The sequence below is a fragment of the Bradyrhizobium sp. WCU1 genome (assembly GCF_053474805.1).
Genome location: NZ_CM130280.1, coordinates 6391894 through 6417276 on the forward strand (window position 1 = coordinate 6391894; position 25383 = coordinate 6417276).

A 25383-nucleotide genomic window follows, 5' to 3' on the forward strand; every position below is an offset into this window, starting at 1 on the left:
TAACACGAACTAACCATCGCGCGAATTTGTGCTGTCATAATCGCTGGCGGCGACGCACCGCATCGCCATTTTTACATGACGTTAAGCTGCGGCATGACTTGGATGCCACGGGGATTTTTGCTTGGGCATGATCCTTTCGGAAAGCCGCTTCGCACTTTTCCGGGTCATGCCTAGCGTTCGCGTCAACGGGGCGTGCCGTGGTGATGGCCAACAAGAAATCAGCAAAGATATCGGCCAAGTTCAATTCCGAGATGTTCGCCGACGTTCCGGTTCTGCAGCGCAAGTGGCAGGCAGCGGTTCGTCCCGGTGAACGGCTGCCGCATTACGAAGACGTGATGCTCGGCAGCCTTGGCCGGCTTGCGGACCATATCGTGCTGTTGCGCGACGTCGACGGCGTGCTGTGCGCGTCGCACACCGGCCGTTACGTCCAGACCTGGCTGAATGACGAGCGTTGGGACATTCCGCTCAGCGCGCTGCCGCCGGACTGCGCGACGGCGTTGACCGAAGCTGCCGCCAACGCGCGCGAGAACTGCCGGCCCTATCTGGCGTCGGCGCATTGCGTGCGCGACGGCCTGGTGCGGACCTTCGATGTGCTGGCGCTGCCGACGCGGTCGCGCTGGGGCGGCATCCTGGTCGGTGTCTATGTCAACGAGCGCAACGACCAGTACAATCTGCTGGATACGATTTTCTCGGCCACCGACGAGGGCGTGCTGTCGCTCGCCGCGATCCGCGATGCGCGGGGCGAGGCGGCCGATTTCCAGATCGTGCATCTCAACCAGGGCGCAGCCAGGCTCCTGATGCAGCCGGCAACCGAATTGCTGTGGCGTCGGCTCAGCGCCGGCGGCAATCCGCTCGCGGCGCCGCCGGTGATGAATCGCCTGCGCGGCTTCGTCGGCAGCGGTCCTGGCGGCCAGTTCGAGATCGACAGCGGCGATCGCTGCCTGCGGCTCGGCGTCACGGCGTTCGGCGACATGCTGTCGCTGACCGTCTCCGATGTCACCGCGTTGAAGCAGCGCGAGGTGTCGTTCCGCCTGCTGTTCGAGAACAACCCGATGCCGATGTGGGTGTTCGACGCCGGCACGATGGAATTCCTCAGCGTCAACGACGCCGCCGTTCAGCACTACGGGTACAGCCGCGAGCGATTTCTCGGCATGACGCTGCGCGAGATCTGGCCGGAGGACGAGCGGGGCGTGCACAGCGCCGCCTTGCGCGAGATCGGCGACGTCTATCAATCGAGCCGCGACTGGCGCCACATCAGGGCCGACGGCACCGAGATCCATGTACTGACGTTCGGACGCAAGGTGGCGTTCGAGGGCCGCGACGGCTACCTGGTCGCGGTGGTCGACATCACCGAACGCCGTGCCGCCGAAGCACGGATCGCGCACATGGCGCACCATGACGGTCTCACCAACCTGCCGAACCGGGACTTCTACCAGGAGCGTCTGCGCGAGGCGCTGGAGCGCGGCCGAAGCGGCAACAAGCGGGTCGCGGTGATGTGCATCGATCTCGACCTGTTCAAGAACGTCAACGATTCCTTCGGGCATCCGATGGGCGACCGGCTGCTCAAGCTGGTGGCGGAACGGCTGCGCGAGGTCGTCCGCGACGACAATGTCGCGGCCCGCCTCGGCGGCGACGAGTTCGCGATCGTGCTTGCCGCCGACGTCTCGCCGAACGAGGCGAGCGCTTTCGCCGAACGGCTGATCGATGCTCTGAGCGCGCCTTACCAAATCGACGGGCTCGAAGTCGTGGTCGGCGCCAGCGTCGGGATCGCATTGTCGCCGGGCGATGGCACGACGTCGGAGGAATTGATGCGCAATGCCGACATGGCGCTGTATCGCGCCAAGTCCGAGGGCGGCGGCGTGCATCGCTTCTTCGAGCCGGAGATGGATCTGCAGGCGCAGAAGCGCCGCGACATGGAGCGCGATTTGCGCGCGGCCTTCAGCAACGGCGAATTCGAGCTGCACTATCAGCCGCTGGTCGACATCGCGGCCAATCGTATTTCGGGCTTCGAGTCGCTGCTGCGCTGGCGGCACCCGCAGAAGGGCATGATTTCGCCCGCGGAATTCATCCCGGTCGCCGAAGACATCGGCCTGATCGTCGCGCTCGGCGAATGGGTGCTGCGTGAAGCCTGCGCCGAGGCGATGAAATGGCCGGCCGACGTGAAGGTCGCGGTCAATCTGTCGCCGGTGCAGTTCCGCAGCCGCAATCTGGTCCAGGCCGTGATCTCCGCACTGGCGCATTCCGGCTTGCCGGCGCGGCGGCTCGAGCTCGAGATCACCGAATCGGTGTTCCTCGCGGAGACCGAAGCCAATCTTGCGATCCTGCATCAGCTGCGCGAGCTCGGCGTCAGCATCTCGATGGACGATTTCGGCACCGGCTATTCCAGCCTGAGCTATCTGCGCAGCTTCCCGTTCGACAAGATCAAGATCGACCGCTCGTTCGTGAAGGACCTGGCGCGGCGCGCCGATTGCCTCGCGATCGTGCGCGCGATCTCCGGCCTCGGCCGCAGCCTCAAGATCACCACGACCGCGGAAGGGGTCGAGACGACAGACCAGCTCGACTGGCTGCGCGCCGAAGGCTGCAACGAGGTGCAGGGTTTCCTGTTCAGCGCGGCCAAACCGGGAAGTGAGATCGCGGGGTTGCTGAGCAAGTTTGCGGAACGCGCGTCGAAGGCCGCGTAGCCCATCTTGCTCGGAGGTCACCCGGGCATCATCAAACCAGCGCGTCGCCGATCGCGCAGATCAGAGCGACATACCGGCTGACAGCGGTCGGGCGGAGATATTGCCGCGCGCTGCCATCCGCTCTCATTTCCACTCGCGGTGTAGCTGAGCGCGCCGGCATTCCTGAGTCAGGCCCGGATCACAGCGTGGCCGTTTGGTTACATTCAGACAAAAAGTAGCTCTGTGCGCTGGGTGAGAAGACGCAGTGCGCGGGCTGAGAAGACGCGCGCTCGAAAGCCTGCGACATGAAAGACGGAGTCTGCGTCCGGCGCCATCATATCGCTTGAAATCAATTTGCAGCAGGCAGTTCGCAGGGGCCGCCGACGATCGGCCTCGATTGAGGGTGGCGCCCGTGGGGCGGACGAACCAATGCATGGAAATCAATTTGCGCGGGCGGCCGGCACAGTGAGAAGCAAGTTTTGGTTCGCGACGGCGCTGGTCGTCGCTGTCTGTCTCGGGACGGTGACCGCGGCGCAAGCGCAGTTCGTCGTCACCACCACCGCCGATAGCGGTCCGGGCTCGCTGCGCGATGCCATCAATCAGGCCAACGTCGCAGGTGGAACGATCACGTTCAACCTGCCGGCAAACTCGACGATTGCAACCAGCGCCGCCAATGGCGCGCTGCCGCCCATCAATAACAACGTCACGATCGATGGCTCGGGATCGAGCGGCCTCGTCATCAGCGGCGGCAACGCCAATCGCGTGTTCTTCGTGCTCTCAGGCACGGTCGCGATTTCGAACCTCACGATTGCCAACGGCAGTGCCCAGGGCGGCGCCGGCGGCGGATCCAGAAGCGCCCCCGGCGGCGGCGGTCTGGGCGCCGGTGGTGCGATCTTTGTCAACGCCGGCTCGACGACCGTCAGCAACGTGACGTTCAGCAACAACACCGCCACGGGCGGCGTCGCTGGCGGTTCTGTGGTGCATAAGGGTACGTCCGGCGGCGGCGGCGGTGGTGGTCTGGGTGGCAGTGGCGGGGGCGGCGGTCAGGATGCCGGTGGCGGTGGCGGTGGTTACAGCGGCGGCGGCGGTGGCGGCGGCGGATCCAATGACGGATCGACATTCCTGACCGGCGGTGCTGGCGGCAGCGGGACCGGTGGTGGCGGTGGTAAGGGAAGTGACGGGACCAGCGGCGGGGGCGCCGGACAAAATGGCAGCAACGGCGGAGCAGGCGGTGCAGGAAGCACGGGTGCTGGAGGATTCTCGACCGGCGGCGGCGGCGGTGGCGGCGGCATCAACGGCGGCAACGGCGGCAACGGCAGCACCTCGAATGTCAACGGCGGCGGGGGCGGCGGGGGCGGCGGATTGACCGGCGGTACCGGTGGTGTCGGCGGTTCGCAGCCGGGCAGTCCGAACGGAACGAACGGCACGTTAGGCGGCGGTGGTGGAGGCGCGGCTGCTGATAGCTCCACGGCCGGCAAAGGCGGTGATTTCGGCGGTGGCGGCGGTAGTGTCAACTTCGGCGGCGCGGGATCCGGCGGCTATGGTGGTGGCGGCGGCGGCAGCGGTTACTTGAGCTCGTCGGCCGGAAATGGCGGCTTTGGCGGCGGCGGCGGGGCCGGCAGCAACTTTAGCACTGCCGGATCCGGCGGCATCGGCGGTGGAAATGGCGGGACTGGTGGCGCCGGCGGTGGCGCAGCGTTCGGCGGCGCTGTGTTCGTCCGTGCCGGCGCCTCGCTGACCGTGGGTGACGGCACGTTCGGGAGCAGCGTCGTCACCGGAGGCGCGGGCACCAACGCGGGCGCGGCGGCCGGCTCGGATCTGTTTTTGACCAGCGGCACGACGACCACGTTCAATCCGACCGGCACGCTTACGCTCAACGGCACGATCGCCGACGACAGCACCGCGAGCCTTCCGACGGGCCAGGGTTATACCGGCGGTGCCGGCACCGGCGCGGCGGTCGCCATCTCGGGCGGCACGGTCATCATGACCGGCGCGAATACTTATAGTGGCGGCACCACGATCAACAGCGGCACCTTGCAGCTCGGCAACGGCGGCACGACGGGTTCGATCATCGGCGACGTCGCCAACAATGGTAAGCTTGCATTCGATCGGTCCAACACCATCGCGTTCAGCGGCACGATCAGCGGCAACGGCAAGGTGGCGCAGATCGGCAGCGGCACGCTCAGCCTCTCGGCTGCCAATACCTATTCGGGCGGCACGACGCTGTCGGCTGGCATCACCCAGGTCAATGCATCCTCGACCGGCGCTCCGGGCGCCGTCACCTCCGGTCCGCTCGGCACCGGCGTCGTGACGTTCGATGGGGGTACGCTGCAGGCCGGTGGCGCCTACACCATCGCCAATACCGCGGCGATCAACATCACCGGCGGCACGATCGATGCCAACGGATTTGCCTTCACCTACTCGGGCGTCATCGGCAACGGCAACGGCACCACCGGTGGCCTGACGATCGCCAATACCGGCGGCAACGCCGGCGGATCCGTGACGCTGGCCAATACGGAGACCTACACCGGCCGGACAACCATCAACAGGGCGGCGACGTTGAACCTTGGCGTCGGCAACGCGATCGCGGCATCGAGCGGTGTTGTCGTCAACGGGACGCTCAACCTCGGCGGTTCCGACCAGCGGATCGCAGCGCTGAGCGGGACCGGTACGGTGACGAACGTCACCAACTCGAATGTCCTGACCGTCGCGGGCGGTACTGCCTCGACCTTCTCGGGCGCGATTACCGACGGCAGCGGCAAGACCGCGCTCTCGCTCGTCAACGCGAACACTGCGCTGACGCTGAGTGGCGCCAACACCTACTCCGGGGGCACGACAGTTGGCGACGGCGTGAGTGCCAGCTCGCTGATCGGCGGTGCGGCGAACGCGTTCAGCGCCAATTCATCGGTGACGGTGAGGTCCGCCAGCAATCTCGATCTCGGCGGCTTCAACCAGCAGATCGCGGGGCTGTCCGGCAGCGGCACCGTCACCAACAACGGCGCGGCTGCGGTATTGACGGTCAACAATCAGGGCGGCAGCGCGACGACGTTCGATGGCACCATCAAGGACGGCACCGGCGCGACGGGACTGGCGCTCAGCGGCAGCCAGACCAAGCTGACGCTGACCGGCACCAACACATACTCCGGCGGGACCACGATCAACGCGGGCACGCTGGCGCTGTCGGGAACAGGCTCGATCGCAGCATCGAGCGCGGTCAATCTCGCGACCGGAGCGACCTTCGACATCTCGCAGACTTCTGCCGGCGCGTCGATCACAACGCTCGCCAATACGGGTACGGGGCAGACGGGGACGGTGTCGCTTGGCGCCCGGACGCTGACCATCACGGCGGGTTCGACATCATTTGCGGGCGTGATCCAGGACGGCGGTATCCAGAATGATGCCGGCGGTGCGCTGAAGATCACCGGAGGGTCGCTGACGCTGACGGGCGCGAACACCTATACCGGCGGTACGCAACTGAACGCCGGTACGCTCACGGCCGGGAACAATTCCGCATTGGGTACCGGCACCCTGGCGATGGCGGCGGGTACGACGCTCGGATTTGCCAACACCGGCAATTACGCGATCGCCAATGCGATCACGGTCTCCGGCGATGCAACATTCCTCGCGTCGGCCGGGACGGCGCAGACGCTTTCCGGAATTATCTCCGATGCGACGGGCGGTGCTCCAGCCGGAGCGGTTGTTGTCAATGGTGGCGGCACGCTGGTGCTGTCCGGCGCCAACACTTATTCCGGCGGCACCACGCTGTCGCAGGGGACGCTGGTGGTGCGGGGCGCGTCCGTATTCACCAACGTCAACATTCCCTCGAGCCAGACGGCCTCGGCGATCGGTCTGGGGACGCTGACATTCAACGGCGGCACGCTTGCGGCCGGGCCCTTGCTCGATCGCTCCTTTGCCAACGCCGTCGAGATCACCGGCAGGGGTGGCACGATCGACGATGCCGGCGGCCTCATTCGCTTGTTCGGTACGATCTCGGATGAGGCCTCGTCGCGAGGCGGCACGCTGACATTGATGAGCAGCAATCCGCGTGCTTTCGCGGAAGGCATTTTGCTGGGCGGCGTCAGCACGTATTCCGGCACGACGAACATCGCGTCGGGCACCGTCATCGCGCAATCATCGACGGGCCTCTCGCGCAACTCGGCCTTCCTGATCAATGCAGGCGCGACGCTCGATCTGTCGGGCTACAGCAACTCGGTCGCCTCGCTTGCGGATGGAAGCAACGGGGGTGGTATCGTCAGGAATGCCGCGGCGAGCGGCACGGCGACGCTGACGATCACGGGTGTGAACGGCGGGTCGACCACGTTCTCCGGCGCGATCCAGAACGGTGGGGGAGGCGAAGGCGGCGCGGCCGGCTCCAAGCTGGCATTGGTCAAGAACGGCAACAGCACGCAGATCCTGACCGGCACCAACAGCTATCTCGGCGCGACGACGGTGAACGGCGGCACGCTGGAGATCGGCAATGGCGGCGCGATCACGCGCAGCGCCTCGCTCACCAACGCTGCGAACTTCGTCGTCGATAGCGGCGGCGCAGCGACATTCGGCTCAGTCACCAACACGGCGACCGGCAAGATCATCGTCGCGGCAGGCGGCACGCTGCATGACGACCTCACCAACGCAGGCACGGTGATCAACAATGGCACCTATGTTGCCAACGTCGCCGGCAACAGCGGCACGATCGCCAACAACGGGATCTGGACCGGGACCATCACGACCGCGGGCACCCTCATCAATGGGACGGGTGCGACCGTATCAGGCCTGGTGACCAACAGCGGCACGGCGAGCAATGCCGGCACGCTCAACGGAGGCCTGACGAACACTGCTGGCACCTTCAACAACACCGGCACGATCAACGGCACCACGACGATCTCGGGCGGTGCATTGTTCGGCACCGGTGCAGTCGCAAACCTCAGCGTCGGCACTGCCGCCATCTTCGCAGCGGGCAACGGCACCGCGGGATCGTCGATGACGGTCAACGGCAGTCTCGCATTCTCGTCGGGGGCGTTCTATCAGGTGGCGATCAATCCGACGACCGCATCCTTCGTGAACGCGACGGGATCGGCCACCCTGGGCGGCGGCTCGGTGCAGGCGTTCTTCTCGTCAGGCACCTATGTCAACAAGCAATACACCATCGTCTCGGCCGCAGGCGGCGTCAGCGGCACGTTCAACACGCTGGCCAACACCAACCTGCCGTCCGGCTTCACCTCGACGCTGAGCTACGATCCGACGCACGCCTATCTCAACCTCGCGCTTGTCTTCACGCCGCCAGGCGGCGGGCTCAACATCAACCAGCGCAATGTCAGCAACGCCATCGTCAATTCCTTCAACAGCACCGGCACGGTACCGGTCGCGTTCGGCGCGCTGACGCCGACCGGCCTGACGCAGGTCTCAGGCGAACTCGCGACGTCGACACAGCAGACCACGTTCAAGGCCATGGACCTGTTCATGGGGCTCTTGACCGACCCCGTCATGAACCGGACCGGTGGCGGAGGCTCGCCGGACGCGTCGGGTTACGCGGACGACGGTAATGGCAGCGCCTATGCCGCGACAAGTCAGAGCAATGCGTTCGCGATGTTCGCCAAGGCGCCGCCGGCGGCGTTCCAGCAACGCTGGAGCGTGTGGGCGGCCGGCTTCGGCGGTTCGCAATCGACCAGCGGCAATGCGGTGGTCGGATCGAACGCCACGACCAGCAGCGTCTACGGCACCGCCGTCGGCGCGGATTATCTGTTCTCGCCGAATACGGTCGCCGGCTTTGCCATCGCAGGCGGCGGTACGAGCTTCGGCGTGAGCGGCCTCGGCAGTGGACGCTCCGATCTGTTCCAGGCCGGTGCCTACGTTCGCCACACCGAAGGCAATGCCTACATCACGGCGGCGCTGGCCTACGGCTGGCAGGACATCACGACCGATCGCACGGTGCCCGTCGTGGGGCTCGATCATCTCCGGGCCGAGTTCAACGCCAATGCCTATTCCGGCCGCGTCGAAGGCGGCTATCGCTTCGCCATGCCGTGGATGGGCATCACGCCCTATGCGGCCGGCCAGTTCACGACTCTCAACTTGCCGAGCTATGCCGAGCAGACGATCTCCGGGCTGCCGACCTTTGCGCTCGGCTATGCCGGCAAGAGCGTCACCGACCCGCGCAGCGAACTCGGCTTCCGCACCGACAATTCGTTCGCGGTGCAGGATGGCCTGCTCACACTGCGCACGCGGTTCGCCTGGGCGCATGATTACGCTCCGAACCGCACGATGGCAGCGACGTTCCAGACGCTGCCGGCCTCGTCCTTTGTCGTCAACGGCGCCGCGCAGGCGACGGACTCGGCGCTGACGACAGCCTCGGTCGAGATGAAGTGGCGCAACGGCTGGTCGGCGGCAGCGACCTTCGAGGGCGAGTTCTCGAATGTGACCAACAGCTACGCCGGCAAGGGCGTCGTGCGCTACGCCTGGTGATGTCTGCTAGCGGCCTATTGCGTCGTTAAGGCTGCGTTGCAGATTTGGTCACTGCCGGTGCATGCGGGCTCCAGCAGGCGGCCCGCCGACGAGTTCACGGGGGCACGACCGCTGCTAGAACCGCGTCACGATATCGGTCAGCGCCGGGCGCGGGCGATCCTCGCTCGGCTTGGTCGGCGTGCCGATATGAATGAGGCCGGCGAGCTTCTCGTCCGGCTTCAGGCCGAGGCCGTCGAGCACGTCGCGGTCGAAGGCGAACCAGCCGGTCAGCCAGCAGGCGCCGTAGCCGAGCGCGGTCGCCGCGGTGACGATGTTCATGGCGCTCGCGCCGGCCGACAGCTCCTGCTCCCACGGCGGCACCTTCGGGTGCGGCTTGGTGAAGGAGACCACGCCGATCACCAGCGGTGCGTCGGTCAGGCGCTTCTTCTCGACCTCGATATCGGCGGCCGGCGCGCCGGGATTCTTGCGGGCGAAGACCTTGGCGATCACGTCGCCGGCGCGGGCGCGGGCGTCACCCTCGAACACGATGAAGCGCCAGGGCGCCAGCTTGCCGTGGTCGGGCACGCGCGCGCCGATGGTCAAAATGGTCTCGAGCTCGGCCGCGGACGGGCCCGGGCCCGTCATCTCGCGCGGTTTCATCGAGCGGCGTGTCTTCAGGAGTTCAATAGCATCGGGCACGGAAATGTCCTTCAGGAGGAGTCGTGCCCCCAAGATGGGGGCACGACGAAGCCGGCGAAAGCCAGTTTAGACCGATTGTGAAGATCAGGCGACGGATCGCGCCTGCTTCACGTCCGGCGGCGTCGCCTCATCGACCAGCGCGGCGATCGCCTCGTCGGTCGGCATCACGGTTTGCCGCTCGCTGCCGAGGCGGCGGACCGAGACCGAATGGGTCTCGGCCTCCTTCTTGCCGACGACGAGCAGGGCCGGGATCTTGGCCAGCGAGTGCTCGCGGACCTTGTAGTTGATCTTCTCGTTGCGCAGATCAATCTCGACCCGGAGGCCGGCGCGGCGCGCCGCGGCCGCCACCACCTTGGCATATTCGTCGCCTTCGGAGGTGATGGTCGTGACCACGAGTTGCGTCGGCGCCAGCCAGAGCGGGAAGTTGCCGGCGTAGTGCTCGATCAGGATGCCGATGAAGCGCTCCATCGAGCCGCAGATCGCACGGTGCACCATGACAGGCGCTTTCTTCGAGCCGTCGTGATCGATGTAGAACGCACCGAACCGCTCCGGCAGGTTGAAGTCGACCTGGGTGGTGCCGCACTGCCAGTCGCGGCCGATGGCGTCGCGCAGAACGTATTCGAACTTCGGCCCGTAGAACGCGCCTTCGCCGGGATTGATCTCGGTTCGGATCCGGTTGCTGCCCTTGGCCTTGATCTCCGACAGCACGGTCGCCATCACCCGCTCGGCGTGGTCCCACATCTCGTCGGTGCCGACCCGCTTCTCCGGTCGCGTCGAGAGCTTGACCGTGAGCTCGCCGTCAAAGCCGAAATCGGCGTAGGTCGACAGGATCAGGTCGTTGATCTTGAGGCACTCTTCGGCGAGCTGCTGTTCGGTGCAGAACACGTGGGCGTCGTCCTGGGTGAAGCCGCGCACCCGCATCAGGCCGTGCATCGCGCCCGACGGCTCGTAGCGATGCACGACGCCGAACTCGGCGAGGCGCAGCGGCAGGTCGCGATAGCTCTTCAGCCCGTGCTTGAAGATCTGCACGTGGCCCGGGCAGTTCATCGGCTTCAGCGCAAACCAGCGCTTGTCCTCGGCCTCGTCGCCGGCGGACTGCGCCGCGAACATGTTCTCGCGGTACCAGTCCCAATGGCCCGAGGTCTCCCACAGCACCTTGTCGAGGATCTGCGGCGCGTTGACCTCGTTGTAGTCGCCGAGCAGCCGCCGCCGCATATAGGCGATCAGCTGCTGGAAGATCGTCCAGCCCTTGGGGTGCCAGAACACCACGCCGGGGCCTTCCTCCTGGAAGTGGAACAGGTCGAGCTCGCGGCCGAGCTTGCGATGGTCGCGCTTCTCGGCTTCCTCGATCTGCTTGAGGTAGGCGTCGAGGTCTTCCTGCTTGGCGAATGCCGTGCCGTAGATGCGGGTCAGCATCGGATTGTTGGAATCACCGCGCCAATAGGCGCCGGCCACCTTCATCAGCTTGAAGGCGTTGCCGACCTTGCCGGTCGAGGTCATGTGTGGGCCGCGGCAGAGATCGAACCAGTCGCCCTGGAAATAGATCTTGATCGGCTCGTTGCCGGGGATCGCGTCGACCAGCTCGACCTTGAAGGCCTCGCCCTTGTCGCGAAACACCTGTTTTGTCTTTTCGCGATCCCAAACCTCTTTCGTAAAAGGCTTGTCGCGCGCAATGATCTCGCGCATCCGCTTCTCGATCGCGGCAAAATCTTCCGGCGTGAACGGCTCGTTGCGGAAGAAGTCGTAATAGAAGCCATTCTCGATCACCGGGCCGATCGTGACCTGGGTGCCGGGCCACAGCGACTGCACCGCCTCGGCCAGCACGTGCGCGGCATCGTGCCGGATCAGTTCCAGCGCGCGCGGGTCTTCGCGGCCGATCAGTTCGATTTTGGCGTCGGCTTCGATCGGATCATTGAGGTCGGCAAGCGTGCCGTCGAGTGCCATCGCGACGGTGCGCTTGGCGAGCGAGGGCGAAATGCCCTTGGCGATGTCGAGGCCGGTGGTCCCTCTCGGGAAATCGCGCCTCGCTCCATCAGGGAAGGTGAGGGCGATCTTGTTCACGGGTTCTGCGGGTTTGAGGTTGGAGAGGCTGTACTGGAATCCGGACTCGGATTTGGGCGTGTCTGCCATCGATGTCTCCTGTAGCTCACTCCTGCGAACGAGCGCAGGTAAGCGGAAAGCAGCGGTATAGCAGGGGATTTGACGCCTGCAATCGGGCAATATCAAGAAAATGGACCTCTCGCGCACCGAATCGCGGGAGCTCGCCTGCACCTCGTGGCCCTGATCGTTGCGACGCTGCCGATCATCGTCTAACGTCGGATGCCCATTTCCCCGACATCGCGAGCTCCGCAAGGTTCATGTTTTCCCGTCTCCTGTTGTTCGTGGCGTTGCTTCTGATCCCGGGCGTGTTGCGGGCGGAAGACGCGCCGGTCGAGAAGGCCGGATTTGCGAAAAAGCTGACCATCTACCTTGCCAAGGGGCCGGCCAATGCCTGCGGTGCGGGTTGCGATCGCTGGATCGCGATCGAAGGCGAGATCGATCGGGAAGCCGCTCAGCGGATTCGCACCTTCCTTTACGCAACCAAGGACCCGCAGCTTCCGATCTACCTTCATTCGCCGGGTGGAAATGTCGAGCAGTCCTACGCGATCGCGCGGTTTCTGCGTGCGCGCAAGGCAATCGCCCGGGTCGGCCGCACCACCGTGCCGGCCTGTTCCGCGGGTACGCAGGTCGACGCCGCCTGCCTGAAGATCAAGGCCACGAAGGGAGAGGTCGCCGCTGAACTCACCACGCGCAACGCGATGTGCGTCTCGGCCTGTGCCTATCTGTTCCTGGGCGCGACCGACCGTGAGGTGGCGCCCGACTCGGTGCTCGGCGTGCATAATTCCAGGCTGATGTTCGTGGTCCACGGGCATCCGCCGCCGCAAGCTGTCGCGGACTTCAAGCGGCGCGAGATGGTGAGTGCCGATCGCGACCGCAACCTGTTCCTCGCGGCGATGGGGATCAGCCGTGAGCTCAGTGACCTGATCCGGACCGTGAAGTTCGAGAACCTGCACGTGCTGACGCGGCCGGAACTGTATCGATTTGGAATCGATACGCGGCCGTTGCCGGACACGCTGTGGGCGGTCGAGAAGGAAGCCCGGCCCTATGTCCGCAAGATCGCGCAGCAGAAAAACGGCGACGGCAGCGCCTTCCGCATGATGGAGTGGCGCCTGTTCTGCGAGAACAAGGATCGCGGGCGGTTGATGTTCGTGCGCGAGTTCGAGGAGGGCCGCGCCGGCAAGAGCACGGTGGTGATGATGGCCGGCGTCACCAAGGCGGTCGCGTTCGGCAGGCTGCCGGCGCGGTTCGGCAAATACGAGGTCTGGAGCGATCCGGTGAGCGCGGACATCGTCAAGGCGATGACGGCAGTGCCGCATCTGCAGATCGGCGAAAGCGCGCTGTCGTCCGACGGCAAGCCGGATCCCGCGAGGCCCGGCGTCGCGACGTTCGACATCGACACGACCGGGCTGGAGCAGGGATGGACGCAGCTTTTGGCGTCGTGCCCGACCGCGACATCAGCTCCGAAGTCTGCCAGCCCGTGGCCGGCCGCAGTGTCGCCTGGCGTCAACGCGGCGCCGGCGGCATCGCCGTCGCCATGAGCGCAAGGGGCGCAAATCGATCGCGTGCCATGCATTTAGATGCAGTTGCATTGAGTTCGGGGTCTGCTATCAACGCGGCGTGAAACGCTTCGCCCCCACCGCATTGATGCTCGGCAACATCGTCACCGGCTGCTCGGTGCTGGCGCCGGCCGGCATGCTGGCGGAGCTGTCGAGTGGGCTCGGCGTCACCATCCACACCGCGGGTCTCTTGATCACGTTCGGCGCGATCGTACTGTGCGTGGGCTCGCCGGTGACGGCGTGGCTGACCAGCCGGTTCGAGCGGCGCGCCTTGCTGACCGCGACGCTTCTGGTGCTGACGCTGACCAATGCGGCATCCGCCTTCGCGCCGGACTACGACAGCCTCCTGATCATCCGCCTCGTGATGCTCGCGGTCGGTGTGCTCTACACGCCGCAGGCGGCCGGCACCGCGGCGCTGATCGTACCGGTGGAAAAGCGCGGCAGCGCGATCGCCTACATCTTCCTCGGCTGGTCGCTCGCCGCCGCGATCGGGCTGCCGCTGATCACCTTCATCGCAAGCCGCTACGGTTTTCGTGTGACCTATGGCGCGATCGCGCTGACCGGGCTCGTCAGCTCGCTGCTGCTGTGGTGGCGGCTGCCTGGCGGATTACATGGCGCGCCGGTCGATCTGCGGACCTGGGCCGATCTCGGCCGTAATCCGACCGTCGTCCTGCTGCTGTCGGTCACGACGTTGCAGATGTCCGGCCAGTTCGTCGTGTTCACCTTCATGGGACCGCTGCTCGCCAAGTTGACCGGCGCGAATGCGGACGCGGTCGGTATCGTATTTGCGCTCTACGGCATCTTCGGGTTCGTCGGCATTGCGATCGCAACGCGCATCGTGGATTCCTGGGGCGCCTGGAAGACGTCGGTGCTGTTCACCGTGCTGCTGCTCACCGGCGTGGCCGGCTGGGCGCTGAGCGCCGGTGCCTATGCATTGATGGCAGCTTCGGTGGCGGTGTGGGGGCTCGGCTTCGCGTCGACCAATTCGATGCAGCAAGTGCGACTGGTCGGGGCGGCGCCCGCGCTGGCGTCGGCGTCGGTCTCGCTCAATACCTCGGTGCTGTATGTCGGCCAGGCCATCGGCTCTGCGATCGGCGGATTGCTGTTCGCGCGCGAATGGCTCTACTGCGCGGGCTATGTGGCCACGGCCTTGGTCGCGGCCGCCCTCGCGGTCGTGATCATCACGCGACCGCGACCGGCCGCGCGCGCAGCCGCGGCCGAGTGAGTTTCTCGTCTTGACGCCGCTCTCCGCGTGAACCCGCGCCCAAGTCGCACCAACGTCGCTCGAACCTGTCCTAGTCGGCGATCCGCGTCAGGAACGCCTTGAAGTTGACGCCCGGCAGCTGCAGCGCCTCGCCCTCGAAGTCGACCATGTCGCCGTTTGCTGTGCCTTTCAGCGTCAACGTGATCATGTCGGTCCCGAACAGTGGCCGGAAGGCTGGATCGGGATTGTGCCGTTGGGTCGAGACCTTGACGTGAATGCCGTCGCCGCGGTCGCTGTAGTTGCCGACGAAGGCGAAGGCCGAGTTGCCGCCGCGAAGCTTGCCGTTGGTCGCGTAGAGCACCCCGGTGCCGGTGCCGTGAACGGTGTGAAATTCGAGCTTGTACAAGCCTTCCTGCAATGCCCATCTCCAAAAATGTTCGTCCCAATGGCGGCAGCCTATGGTGCGAGCGGGGTGCAAACAATGCCGCGCATCGCAAAATCGCGCGGCCGTCAACACCACAATGCCTGCGGGATGAGGGCAGGCGCGCAGCTTCATCCTCGCCAACAATGCGACGATCATCCAGCGCCGCCGTCCGACGACGTCTGGGGCTGGCACTAGCCGGTGATGGGCGCGCGCTGCGTCACCACTTCACGCTCTGGCTCGGCACGATGAATGCCGTTGTGCTCGGCTTGGTCGCATTGTGAGTGAAGTAGCCGTAGGCGGCAATGATCACGACGAGCAAGGCAAGCACGGCCAGCAAATCGATCTGCCGGGGATCGTGACCGTCGTGGCTGATTTTCCAGCGCATTGTTATTTCCTCCCCAAGGAACCGCAAGGGGCACGGAAACAATGCGCCAAGTATCGCCCCAGTTCCGCCGGGCAGCAATGCGAGCCGCGCCTGGGAGCGCTGCAGCAATTGATCAGCTGTCGTTGACGCCGCGCCAGCGGCCGTAGCGCCAGGGTACGTACCAGTGCGCGCCCGGCGGCTTGACCGGCGGCACGTTATCGATTCCCGAGGTGCCCCAGGGCTGGCAGCGCAGCAGCCGCGCCAGCGTCATCCAGCCGCCGGCCCAGAGCCCGAAGCGCTCGATCGCCTCGTCGCCATAAACCGAGCAGGTCGGCAGATGGCGGCAGTTGTAACCGACCAGCGGCGACAGCGTGTGCCGGTAGACCCAGATCAAGGCGCGGCCGACATTGCGCGGCATGCGGCGCGCGATGCTGGCACATTCCGTGCATCGCTGGAGGTGTGACGTCGGATGATCTGTCGGCTGCATCACGCAACTATGTACGTAGTCTTGCGGGGGTTCCAAGCCAAGGAACCGTGCTGTCGCAGATATTTACGCCACAGTTCGAAATTAACGCACAGGTCGATTGGCACCGCAGCAAGGGTCCTATGGACGGTCCAGGTCAGCAGGGCTACCGTTCCGATAACGCGCCGATGACAGAATCGTGGCGCTTTGCCATGGGGCCGTTGCCACCGCTCGTATCACCAGGGGCTTGGGGGAAGGAACCAAATTGAGGCTCGTCAGGTCGCTCTCGTTGCGCAGTTGGGCGCTCACCGGCGCCGTCGCCTTTTGCTTCGCGGTTTCCGGAACGGTGACGACGGCGGGAGGTTCCGCGCAGGCCAGTTCGACCCTCGAAGAGCGCAAGCTGCCGATGAAGTTCAGCTGGATCGCCTGCCAGCCGAATTGCCGCGGCTGGGTGTCGGCGGTCGGCATCATCACGGCCGATAGCCCCAAGGAGTTCGACGAGTTCGCGCGCAGCCGCCAGCTCAACGGCGCCACCATCGTGCTCGACTCCAGCGGCGGCTCGGTCAACGACGCGATCGCGCTCGGCCGTCGTTTCCGCGGTCTCGGCGCGTTGACCACGGTCGGCACCAGCGTCGTCAATCAGGCCGCGCAGGGTGACCGCGCCAGCGTGTTGCCGGATGCCTATTGCGAGTCGATGTGCGTGTTCCTGCTGCTGTCGGGCAAGACGCGCTATGTGCCGCCGGCCGCCCATGTCCGCGTGCATCAGATCTGGATGGGCGATCGCGCCGACGATGCCAAAGCCGCCAGCTACACCGCGCAGGACCTGATGATCGTCGAGCGCGATATCGGCCGTCTCGCCAAGTACACGTTCGACATGGGCGGCGCGGGTGAGCTGCTGTCGCTCGCACTCAGCGTGCCGCCGTGGGAAGACCTGCACGAATTGTCGGCGGCTGAATTGCGGCTGACCAATCTGGTCACAACGGATGCCGTCGCCGACGTGTTGCCGCGGCAGGACAATTCAATTCCCGTCGCCGACGCAAAGCTGAAGAACGGCGATCGCTTCGTCAGCAGCGCGATGGAAGGTGAGGCGCAGCCGCAGGCCGCGAAGGCAACCAAGACCGCCGAGGTCGTGGTGCCGATTGCCGGCACCTCAGCGCCCCCGCCGGTCCAGCCGGCGCAGTAACAGGATTTGGGCCGGCAGCAAGCTCTACGCTGGCTGCTTTGCCTTGGCCTCGATCTGGCCGATCGCATCGACCACTGCATCGAAGGTCAGCAGCGTCGAGGCATGGCGGGCCTTGTAGTCCCGCACCGGCTCGAGCAGCGCGATGTCGGCCCATTTGCCGCCCTGCGGGGGCCGGCCATTTTCCTTTAGCATCTTGCGGACGGTCTCGCGCAATTCGCGCAGCTCTTCCGCGGTCGACCCCACCACATGGCTCGCCATGATCGAGGAGGAGGCCTGGCCGAGTGCGCATGCCTTCACGTCATGGGCGAAGTCGGTCACGACAGGGCCGTCCATCTTGAGGTCGACCTTGACGGTCGAGCCGCACAATTTGGAGTGCGCGGTGGCGCTGGCGTCCGGCTCGGACAGCCGTCCGAGACGCGGAATATTGCCGGCCAACTCGATGATCCGCTTGTTGTAAATGTCGTTCAGCATGGGGACAGATGCCTGGTTCCGGCCGTGCCGGGCGCTCTTGGCGGTTGGGTTTCACCGTCCTATATATGGACGGCAGTGCCGGAAACATAGCCCGGCCATGCGGCCAACGCGGCCCACATTCGTCGCGCTGGTGCTACAAAGATGGGACTCAGGCGTCCGGCGGTTCGATGATCCGCCCCGTCTGCCCGGTGACACATCCGGCCCCACGGCAGATGCCGGGCCGGTCGAACGGAGAAGACATGGACGCCTTGATCAAATCGCTTCGCCCCAACAAGCCGGCCGACGCCAAGCCCGGCGAGCTCGACCCCTCGGAATTCATGGCGGCGGCTGTTCGTGCCGACCAGCCGCGCCCGTCGCGGGCGGAGGCCGAGGAGGCCGTGAAGACGTTGCTCGCCTATATCGGCGAGAACACCGGCCGTGAGGGCCTGCTCGACACGCCGCGCCGCGTCGTCGAAGCCTATGACGAGCTCTATCAGGGCTATCATCAGTGCCCGGCCGAAGTGCTGAACCGCACCTTCGGCGAGACCGCCGGTTACGACGATTTCGTCCTCGTCCGCGACATCGAATTCACCTCGCAGTGCGAGCATCACATGATGCCGTTCTACGGCAAGGCGCATATCGCCTATACGCCGGTGGAGCGCGTCGTGGGCCTGTCCAAGCTGGCGCGGCTGACCGACATCTTCGCCCGCCGCCTGCAGACCCAGGAGCATCTCACCGCCCAGGTCGCGGCTGCGATCGACGAGGTCCTGAAGCCGCGCGGCGTTGCCGTGCTGATCGAGGCGGAGCACACCTGCATGTCGGTTCGCGGCGTCGCCAAGCATGGCGCGTCGACCTTCACCAGCCGCTTCACCGGCATGTTCCGCGACAATCCGGCGGAGCAGCAGCGTTTCCTGTCCCTGGTGCGAGGACCGAACCGGTAACCTCGCATTCTCTCGAGCGAGGTTTGCCGTGTCCGCATCGACCCACGATCACGACCGCGAAGAGGGGCTCGACTTCCGGCCCAAATTCGACGCGACCGGTCTTGTGACCTGCGTCGCGACCGATGTCGCGACCGGCGACGTGCTGATGGTCGCGCACATGAACGACGAAGCGCTGCGCAAGACGATCGCGACCGGCGAGGGCTGGTACTTCAGCCGCTCGCGCAATGCGCTGTGGCGCAAAGGCGAGAGCTCGGGCCAGACCCAGCGCGTGGTCGAGATCCGGATGGATTGCGATCAAGACGCCGTGTGGCTCAAGGTCGAGCAGATCGGCGCCGCCTGCCATACCGGACGGCGCTCCTGCTTCTATCGCGCGGTGAAGGGCGAGGGCGGAGCCGTCAGCCTGTCCTTCGTCGATGCCGAGCGCCTGTTCGATCCGGCGCAGGTCTACCGTAAATAGCGGCCTCCGCGTTGCCGCCGTGCCGGCGCCTTAACGTGCCGTTAACCATAATTACGGCAGGTTGACGGCACATGGGTGCCGATTGCCGGCACCCCGCAAGGCACCCGATCAATGGCGGTCGACCTCTTCAATGCGACGGCTTCGGCAGGTGTCGATGCTTCGCGCCTGAAGGTCGCCGGCTCGATCAAGCAGGCGGCGGCCACCACCGGTACGAGCTTCGAATATCTGCTCACCACCGCGAAGATGGAATCCAACTTCAATCCGCGGGCCGGCGCCACGACCTCGTCGGCGCATGGACTCTATCAATTCATCGACCAGACCTGGCTCGGCACCGTCAAGGAGGCGGGAAGCCAGCTCGGCTACGGTCAATATGCCAATGCCATCACCAAGAACTCCGACGGCAGCTATTCGGTCAGCGACCCCTCGGCACGCAACGCGGTCATGAATTTGCGCGACGACCCCGATGCGGCGTCGTCGATGGCGGCGGCTCTGACGCAATCCAACAGCTTCAAGCTCACCGGCACGCTCGGCCGTCGTCCGACCGACGCCGAGCTCTATATGGCGCATTTCATGGGCGTCGGCGGTGCCGGCAAGCTGATCTTGAGCGCCGAGGATAGTCCGAGCGCCAATGCGGCCGCGATGTTTCCGAAGGCGGCAGCGGCGAACCAGTCGATCTTCTACGACAAGTCGGGCAGCGCGCGCAGCGTCAGCCAGGTCTATTCGGTGCTGACCACGCGCTACGCCGCGGCGGCGAATTCGAAGGACACGCGCACCGCCTTTGCTGCGGCGGGCGGCGACACCATGAGCCCCTACGCGATGGCAAGCGCCGCGCCGACGCAAGCGGTGTCGATGGACACTGCGTCGTATCTCTCGACGTTCCCGAACGCCAGTGCGGCCTCGTCAGCCGGTGCGACCTCGACCGTGGCATCGGCGCAGCCGGCGCCGGCCTTCCGCTCGCTCTACCAGGGCGGGGACCGTCCGCAACCGATCTCGCCGGCCGTACAGGAGTTGTGGGGCAACTCCTCTGCGTTGACCACGTCGGCGACGCCGAAGGTCCGCGCGCCCGGGCGGCTTGATCTGTTCAGCGATCCGAACGGCACCTACAGCAACAGCTAGCATTGCCGGTTTCGCAGGCGCGAAGCCGCGCGCCTTGGCCGTCTTAACGAAACGTCAATAATCCCAAACGTTTATGGTGAACCCTTTGTTAAGCGTCATGGTTTATTTTTCCTTGTAGTGGCGTCGTATGTCGATGCCGTCTCGTTGCGTAAGCCGGCAGGACCATGATCGTTCGGCAGTTCATTAGTTGGATTAGAACCGCTCCGGCAGGCGAGCGGGCAGAGGCGACGCGGGCGTTGGCCCGGGCCTGGCTCATTTCGGATCTCACCGAGGACGATCGCATCGTAGCCGAGGGCGCGCTGCTGATGCTGCTCGACGATCCGTCGCCGCTGGTGCGGCAGGCGATGGCCGAGGTGTTCGCATATAGCGCGGAGGCGCCTGCTGCGATCGTGCAGGCGTTGGCGGCCGACCAGCCGGCGATCGCGCTGCCGGTGCTGGAGCATTCACCGCTCCTGATCGATGCCGATCTCGTCGACATCGTCGCGACCGGCTGCGACGAGATGCAGTGCGCGATCGCGCGCCGCGTCAATCTTCCGGCCTCCATCGCTGCCGCGATCGCCGAGGTCGGCTCGGCAGCGGCTGCGCTCGAGCTGATCGAGAATCCCTATGCCGGCCTTGCGCCGTTCTCCTGGGACCGCATCGTCGAGCGCCACGGCCATCTTGCGGCGATCAGGGAATCGATGCTGGCGCTGGAGGACCTGCCGTCGGCGACGCGGCTGGCGCTGGTCGCAAAGCTTTCCGATACGCTGGCGCAGTTCGTCGTGGCACGAAACTGGCTCGGCGCCGACCGCGCCGACCGGATCGCCGGCGAGGCGAAAGAACGTTCAACGGTGAACATCGCCGCGCGGGCCTTTGGCGACGACATGCAGAACCTGATCACGCATCTGCGCGCCACCGGCCAGCTCACTGCCGGGCTGATCCTGCGCGCGCTGCTGTCGGGCAATCTCGACCTGTTCGGGGCGGCGCTCGCCGAATTGTCCGGGCTGCCCTATGGCCGCGTCTCCGCGCTGCTGAACGACCGCGGCGGCAACGGCCTGCAGGCGCTGCTGCGGCGTGCGGGCCTGCCGGAATCGACCTACGCGGCGTTCCGCGTCGCGCTCGAGGCCAGCCACGAGGTCGGCTATGTCGACAGCGGCGACGGCGCGGCGCGGCTGCATCGCCGCATGGTCGAGCGGGTGCTGACCCATTGCGAGACCGACCATTCGGCGGCCGAGCCGCTCTTGATCCTGCTGCGTCGCTTTGCGACCGAATCGGCCCGCGAGGATGCCCGCATGTTCTGCGAGGAACTCGCCGCCGAAGACGCGCTCGCGGTGCTGCCCAGCGACGACGATCTCATCGCGGCCTGAAGGCCGCGCTTCCTGCAATTGACGATGATTGAAGCCGGGGCCGCAAGCCGCGGCGCGCCGCTATTCGCCCGGCACGATGCTCGGCGCGAGGATGGCCTCGAGATGCTCGGGGCGGTCGCGATTGGCGTGGGTCAGGAACTCATCGGCGATGCCGCGGAGCTGCTTGCTGAGCACGCCGGCGACGACCGCGGTGTCGAGCTTGGTGCGGTTGCGCACGATCGCCTGCACGGCGTTGATGTGATGGGCAATCAGCTGGTCAGGCACCGCGGCGAGATCGGGCGCGTGCTCGATGATGCGGCACAGGCTCTCTGCTGCTGCGGCTGCCGACGGATAGCCGAAGGTTGCGGCGTCGCCCTTGATGTCGTGCGCGGCGCGGAACAGCTCTTCGCGGGTCTTGTCGTTGAAGCCCTCGCGCAGCACGGTGGCATGCGCGGCGGAGAGGCGGTCGGCCTCGATCGTCATCCACTCCTTGAACTCGCCCGACAGTCCGGCGAGCGCCTTCTCGGCACGGCCGACGGGATCGTCGAGATCGCTCTCGGGGACGCGCAGCAGCATCTTGCGCAGCGGATTCGGCTGCGTGATGACGTGGTGCGTGCCGAAGCTCTTGACCTCGATCGTCCCGGGTTTGTCTTTCGCCATGGCGATATCCTAGATGGTCGAGCGCGCCTTATCGAGCAGCGACGGCTGTTGCAGCACCTCGACCTCGCCGCTGCCGCGGCGCTCGGGGCCGATATAGGTGTTGGTGGTGTTGCGGCGGCGGTCGGGCCCGAAATAGGTCTTGGTCTTGATGAACGGGCGCGGGTTGGCGACCACGTTCATGATGCGCTGGTAGAGCCCCTTGGCCGAGATCGGCTTGGCCAGGAATTCGGTGACCCCGGCATCGCGCGCCACCGTGACGCGGCGCTTCTCGGAATGCCCGGTCAGCATGATGATCGGCGCGTAGGGATTTCCCTTGGATTCCGGCTGCCGGATCATCTGCGCGAGCTCGAGCCCGTCGAAGATCGGCATCGACCAGTCGGTGATGACGATGTCGGGCACATAGTGCGTGTACATCTCGAGCGCGGTGGCGCCGTCCTCGGCCTCATACACCTCGCGCGCGCCGAACGAATGCAGCAGTGTCCGCAGGATGCGGCGCATGTGCGGATTGTCGTCGCAAATCAGAAATCGCAGCTTGTTGAAATCGATGCGATACATGGTCCGGTCCCGAACGGGCATACCGGGCCAAATGCGGTATTACCCGACGTTAACCATATCCCGCCCGGGGTTAATGATTGGTTGCCGGGCAGCGGCAGGCGCGGCCGTCAGTAGCCGAACTGCTCGCGCAGGATGCGCTCCTCCAGCGAATGGCCGGGGTCGAACAGCATCCGCATCGCGATGGTCTTGTCGGAGAGCACCTCGACGCGGCGGACGTCGCGGACCTCGTCATGGTCGGCGACCGCGGCGACCGGGCGCTTCTCGCCCTCGATCACCTCGATCACCACGAAGGCGGAATTCGGCAGCAGCGCGCCGCGCCAGCGCCGTGGCCGGAACGCGCTGATCGGGGTCAGCGCCAGCAGCGCCGCGTTGATCGGCAGGATCGGGCCCTGGGCGGAAAGGTTGTAGGCGGTCGATCCGGCCGGCGTCGCCACCAGGATGCCGTCGGCCATCAGCTCCGCCATCCGCTCGTGCTCGTCGATCAGGATGCGCAGCTTGGCGACCTGGTAGGTCTGCCGGAACAGCGCCACCTCGTTGATGGCGTGATGCAGATGCACGGCGCCGTGGATGTCGGTCGCGCGCATCAGGAGCGGATTGATCAGCGACTCCCGCGCGGCGGAAAGCCGGGTGCGCAGATCATGCGTAGAATATTCGTTCATCAGGAAGCCGACGGTGCCGCGGTGCATGCCGTAGATCGGCTTGTTGCTGCGCATGTTGGCGTGCAGCGTTTGCAGCATCAGGCCGTCGCCGCCGAGCGCAACCACGACGTCGGCATCGGCAGGGAGATGGTTGCCGTACATCGCGGTCAGCTGCTCAAGCGCGGTCTGTGCTTCCGCACTCGCGCTGGCGACAAAGGCGATCTTGTCATACCGCTTGGGGCTAGCCATCGCTCACGAACTCTTTTGGCCCGGATTACGCCGCGCTCGTCTATACATCCCGGGCGACCTTGTCGAGATGGCCCGGAAACCGGACCGCATGTCTTGCGGGCGTCGCCAAGCTACCGCAGTTTGATGGCGGAATGCGTAAACGTCGGCCCAGGGAGTGAACGGCATGGCTAACAGTTTTGCGACACGGCTCGCGGCAGCGCTGCTGGTGGCCTGCCTTGCAACCGCGGCGCGGGCCGACGACGAGACCCCTCAGCCATCGCCGTCGCCGAGCGCGCAGGCGCCAAGCGGCCAGAAGGGGCGGGCAGGGCGTGGCGAAGGGGCCAGTCCAGGCGCCAACGCCGCCGGCAGTGGATCGACGCCCGAGCAACATCGGCTGCCGCCGGACTCCACCACAAAGCAATCGGTCGCGCTGCCCGGCCGCACGCTGAACTTCAGCGCGACCGCGGGCTCGATCCGCGTGTTCGACGACAAGGGCGAGGCGCTCGCCGACGTCGCCTACACCTCCTACCAGCTCGACGGCGCCGAGAAGGCGAGCCGTCCGGTGACCTTCCTGTTCAACGGCGGCCCGGGCTCTGCGTCGGCCTGGCTGCAATTCGGCAATGTCGGGCCGTGGCGGCTGCCGTTCGATGGTGACGGCGCAGTGTCCTCGGCCTCGCCGGAGTTGCAGCCAAATGCCGACACCTGGCTCGACTTCACCGATCTCGTCTTCATCGATCCGGTCGGCACCGGCTACAGCCGCTTCGTCACGACATCGGAGGAGGCGCGCAAACGTTTCTTCACGGTCGACGGCGACGCCAGTTCGATCGCGCTGGTGATCCGCCGCTGGCTCGAGAAATACGACCGGCTGACCTCGCCGAAATTTGTCACCGGCGAAAGCTATGGCGGCATCCGCGGGCCGAAGGTGGTGCGCAATCTGCAGATGCAGCAGGGCGTCGGCCCGCGCGGCCTGATCCTGATCTCGCCGGTGCTCGATTTCCGCGACTATACCGGCTCAAGCCTCCTGCAATATGTCGCAAGCCTGCCGACCATGGCGGCGGTGGCGCGGCAGGCCAAGGGGCCGGTGACCCGCGAGAATCTCGCCGACGTCGAGGCCTACGCGCGCGGCGACTTCCTGCTCGACCTCGTCAAGGGCCAGGCCGACACCGAAGCCACCACGCGGCTCGCCGACAAGGTGGCCGGCCTGACCGGCATCGATCAAGCGGTGAGCCGCAGGCTCGCCGGCCGCTTCGACATCGGCGAATTCCGCCGTGAGTTCGACCGCAAGAACGGCAAGGTGACCGGCCGCTACGACGCCTCGGTCGAGGGCTTCGATCCCTATCCGGACTCCAGCTACTTCCGCTTCAACGATCCCTCCGGCGATCCCCTGATGGCGCCGCTGACCAGCGCTGCCGTCGATCTCACCACGCGCAGACTGAACTGGCGGCCGGACGGCTCCTATCAATTGCTCAGCGAGAACGTGAACAAGGCCTGGGAGTTCGGTCACGGCATCAATCCAACGGAGTCGGTGACGCAGCTGCGCCAGATGCTGGCGCTCGATCCCAAGCTGAAACTCCTGATCGGCCACGGCCTGTTCGACCTCGCGACGCCGTACTTCGCCTCCAAGATCATCCTCGACCAGCTGCCGGCCTTTGCGGGTCCGAGCCGCACCAAGCTCGTGGTCTATCCGGGTGGACACATGTTCTACTCCCGCGACAGCTCGCGCCAAGCGTTCCGCAAGGAGGTCGAGGCGCTGGTGAAGTGAGGGGTGTCCGGCGAGCTGAATTTTGTCACCGCGGCATCACTGCGTCGTCCCGGCGAAGGCCGGGACCCACACGCCGCGGCGGATGTTGTGGGTGTGACTCGTCGTTCGAGTAGTGCTCAACAATAAGCTTTTCGTGGTTGATGGGTCCCGGCCTTCGCCG

General features: G+C 65.8%; 19 protein-coding genes. 10 read left to right on the top strand and 9 right to left on the bottom strand.

Features of this window, described 5'->3' with window-relative positions; all coding sequences use genetic code 11:
• Window positions 1-203: 203 nt before the first annotated feature.
• Together ACTUWL_RS29895 and ACTUWL_RS29900 are read left to right on the top strand one after the other, a co-directional pair.
• Complete coding sequence (locus ACTUWL_RS29895) at window positions 204-2681, top strand: putative bifunctional diguanylate cyclase/phosphodiesterase (RefSeq protein ID WP_021077678.1); 2478 nt, start codon at window positions 204-206, stop codon at window positions 2679-2681.
• Window positions 2682-3125: 444 nt separating this feature from the next.
• Entirely contained in the window at window positions 3126-9119 is a 5994-nt protein-coding gene (locus ACTUWL_RS29900; RefSeq protein ID WP_158267743.1) for an autotransporter-associated beta strand repeat-containing protein, read from the top strand.
• 114 nt (window positions 9120-9233) lie between these two features.
• On the opposite strand, the gene ACTUWL_RS29905 is transcribed toward ACTUWL_RS29900, so the two are convergent.
• Both ACTUWL_RS29905 and thrS read right to left on the bottom strand, forming a co-directional pair.
• Window positions 9234-9797 carry a nitroreductase family protein gene (locus ACTUWL_RS29905; RefSeq protein ID WP_021081807.1) on the bottom strand — a complete coding sequence of 188 codons (564 nt, stop codon included), beginning with the start codon at window positions 9795-9797 and terminating at the stop codon, window positions 9234-9236.
• A gap of 84 nt (window positions 9798-9881) precedes the next feature.
• Complete coding sequence (gene thrS, locus ACTUWL_RS29910) at window positions 9882-11927, bottom strand: threonine--tRNA ligase (RefSeq protein ID WP_021081806.1); 2046 nt, start codon at window positions 11925-11927, stop codon at window positions 9882-9884.
• A gap of 227 nt (window positions 11928-12154) precedes the next feature.
• On the opposite strand from thrS, the gene ACTUWL_RS29915 reads away from it, so the two are divergent.
• Window positions 12155-13435, top strand: a complete 1281-nt coding sequence (locus ACTUWL_RS29915; protein ID WP_021081805.1) for a COG3904 family protein — start codon at window positions 12155-12157, stop codon at window positions 13433-13435.
• 106 nt (window positions 13436-13541) lie between these two features.
• On the top strand, window positions 13542-14678 hold the full coding sequence (locus ACTUWL_RS29920; protein ID WP_021081804.1) for an MFS transporter: 1137 nt from the start codon (window positions 13542-13544) through the stop codon (window positions 14676-14678).
• Window positions 14679-14748: 70 nt separating this feature from the next.
• On the opposite strand, the gene ACTUWL_RS29925 is transcribed toward ACTUWL_RS29920, so the two are convergent.
• From ACTUWL_RS29925 to yidD, 3 genes are all read right to left on the bottom strand, one after another.
• Complete coding sequence (locus tag ACTUWL_RS29925) at window positions 14749-15075, bottom strand: GrlR family regulatory protein (RefSeq protein WP_021081803.1); 327 nt, start codon at window positions 15073-15075, stop codon at window positions 14749-14751.
• Between the two features lie 223 nt (window positions 15076-15298).
• On the bottom strand, window positions 15299-15466 hold the full coding sequence (locus tag ACTUWL_RS29930) for a hypothetical protein (protein ID WP_021081802.1): 168 nt from the start codon (window positions 15464-15466) through the stop codon (window positions 15299-15301).
• A 112-nt stretch (window positions 15467-15578) separates the two neighbouring features.
• Window positions 15579-15863: a membrane protein insertion efficiency factor YidD gene (gene yidD / locus ACTUWL_RS29935; protein WP_021081801.1), complete on the bottom strand. Its 285-nt coding sequence runs from the start codon at window positions 15861-15863 to the stop codon at window positions 15579-15581.
• A 310-nt stretch (window positions 15864-16173) separates the two neighbouring features.
• Between yidD and ACTUWL_RS29940 the strand changes: the two genes are divergently transcribed.
• Window positions 16174-17091, top strand: a complete 918-nt coding sequence (locus ACTUWL_RS29940) for a COG3904 family protein (RefSeq protein WP_021081800.1) — start codon at window positions 16174-16176, stop codon at window positions 17089-17091.
• Between the two features lie 24 nt (window positions 17092-17115).
• Here the strand turns inward: ACTUWL_RS29940 and ACTUWL_RS29945 are convergent, their stop codons facing one another.
• Complete coding sequence (locus tag ACTUWL_RS29945; RefSeq protein WP_021081799.1) at window positions 17116-17562, bottom strand: iron-sulfur cluster assembly scaffold protein; 447 nt, start codon at window positions 17560-17562, stop codon at window positions 17116-17118.
• Between the two features lie 239 nt (window positions 17563-17801).
• On the opposite strand from ACTUWL_RS29945, the gene folE reads away from it, so the two are divergent.
• From folE to ACTUWL_RS29965, 4 genes are all read left to right on the top strand, one after another.
• Window positions 17802-18482, top strand: a complete 681-nt coding sequence (folE, locus tag ACTUWL_RS29950) for a GTP cyclohydrolase I FolE (RefSeq protein ID WP_021081798.1) — start codon at window positions 17802-17804, stop codon at window positions 18480-18482.
• A gap of 28 nt (window positions 18483-18510) precedes the next feature.
• Window positions 18511-18939 carry a phosphoribosyl-AMP cyclohydrolase gene (gene hisI, locus ACTUWL_RS29955; RefSeq protein WP_021081797.1) on the top strand — a complete coding sequence of 143 codons (429 nt, stop codon included), beginning with the start codon at window positions 18511-18513 and terminating at the stop codon, window positions 18937-18939.
• Between the two features lie 111 nt (window positions 18940-19050).
• Complete coding sequence (locus ACTUWL_RS29960; protein ID WP_021081796.1) at window positions 19051-20055, top strand: transglycosylase SLT domain-containing protein; 1005 nt, start codon at window positions 19051-19053, stop codon at window positions 20053-20055.
• Window positions 20056-20219: 164 nt separating this feature from the next.
• Complete coding sequence (locus tag ACTUWL_RS29965) at window positions 20220-21401, top strand: DUF2336 domain-containing protein (protein ID WP_021081795.1); 1182 nt, start codon at window positions 20220-20222, stop codon at window positions 21399-21401.
• Between the two features lie 60 nt (window positions 21402-21461).
• Here ACTUWL_RS29965 and ACTUWL_RS29970 read toward each other — a convergent pair whose 3' ends face one another.
• From ACTUWL_RS29970 to ACTUWL_RS29980, 3 genes are all read right to left on the bottom strand, one after another.
• Window positions 21462-22040 (bottom strand): Hpt domain-containing protein, encoded by a 579-nt coding sequence (locus tag ACTUWL_RS29970; RefSeq protein WP_021081794.1) that lies wholly within the window; start codon window positions 22038-22040, stop codon window positions 21462-21464.
• 9 nt (window positions 22041-22049) lie between these two features.
• Window positions 22050-22595: a response regulator gene (locus ACTUWL_RS29975; RefSeq protein ID WP_021081793.1), complete on the bottom strand. Its 546-nt coding sequence runs from the start codon at window positions 22593-22595 to the stop codon at window positions 22050-22052.
• Between the two features lie 107 nt (window positions 22596-22702).
• Window positions 22703-23482, bottom strand: coding sequence for an NAD kinase (locus ACTUWL_RS29980; RefSeq protein ID WP_021081792.1), 780 nt, complete (start codon window positions 23480-23482; stop codon window positions 22703-22705).
• A gap of 163 nt (window positions 23483-23645) precedes the next feature.
• Between ACTUWL_RS29980 and ACTUWL_RS29985 the strand changes: the two genes are divergently transcribed.
• A complete protein-coding gene (locus ACTUWL_RS29985; RefSeq protein ID WP_021081791.1) occupies window positions 23646-25223 on the top strand; it encodes a S10 family peptidase in 1578 nt (525 codons plus the stop codon).
• Window positions 25224-25383 lie beyond the last annotated feature (160 nt).

Coding starts and splice junctions, on each gene's coding strand:
- ACTUWL_RS29980 (WP_021081792.1), bottom strand. CDS start 23,482: ATGGCTAGCCCCAAGCGGTATGACAAGATCGCCTTTGTCGCCAGCGCG.
- ACTUWL_RS29945 (WP_021081799.1), bottom strand. CDS start 17,562: ATGCTGAACGACATTTACAACAAGCGGATCATCGAGTTGGCCGGCAAT.
- folE (WP_021081798.1), top strand. CDS start 17,802: ATGGACGCCTTGATCAAATCGCTTCGCCCCAACAAGCCGGCCGACGCC.
- yidD (WP_021081801.1), bottom strand. CDS start 15,863: ATGCCGCGCAATGTCGGCCGCGCCTTGATCTGGGTCTACCGGCACACG.
- ACTUWL_RS29970 (WP_021081794.1), bottom strand. CDS start 22,040: ATGGCGAAAGACAAACCCGGGACGATCGAGGTCAAGAGCTTCGGCACG.
- thrS (WP_021081806.1), bottom strand. CDS start 11,927: ATGGCAGACACGCCCAAATCCGAGTCCGGATTCCAGTACAGCCTCTCC.
- ACTUWL_RS29930 (WP_021081802.1), bottom strand. CDS start 15,466: ATGCGCTGGAAAATCAGCCACGACGGTCACGATCCCCGGCAGATCGAT.
- ACTUWL_RS29895 (WP_021077678.1), top strand. CDS start 204: ATGGCCAACAAGAAATCAGCAAAGATATCGGCCAAGTTCAATTCCGAG.
- ACTUWL_RS29985 (WP_021081791.1), top strand. CDS start 23,646: ATGGCTAACAGTTTTGCGACACGGCTCGCGGCAGCGCTGCTGGTGGCC.
- ACTUWL_RS29915 (WP_021081805.1), top strand. CDS start 12,155: ATGTTTTCCCGTCTCCTGTTGTTCGTGGCGTTGCTTCTGATCCCGGGC.
- ACTUWL_RS29920 (WP_021081804.1), top strand. CDS start 13,542: ATGCTCGGCAACATCGTCACCGGCTGCTCGGTGCTGGCGCCGGCCGGC.
- ACTUWL_RS29975 (WP_021081793.1), bottom strand. CDS start 22,595: ATGTATCGCATCGATTTCAACAAGCTGCGATTTCTGATTTGCGACGAC.
- ACTUWL_RS29965 (WP_021081795.1), top strand. CDS start 20,220: ATGATCGTTCGGCAGTTCATTAGTTGGATTAGAACCGCTCCGGCAGGC.
- ACTUWL_RS29960 (WP_021081796.1), top strand. CDS start 19,051: ATGGCGGTCGACCTCTTCAATGCGACGGCTTCGGCAGGTGTCGATGCT.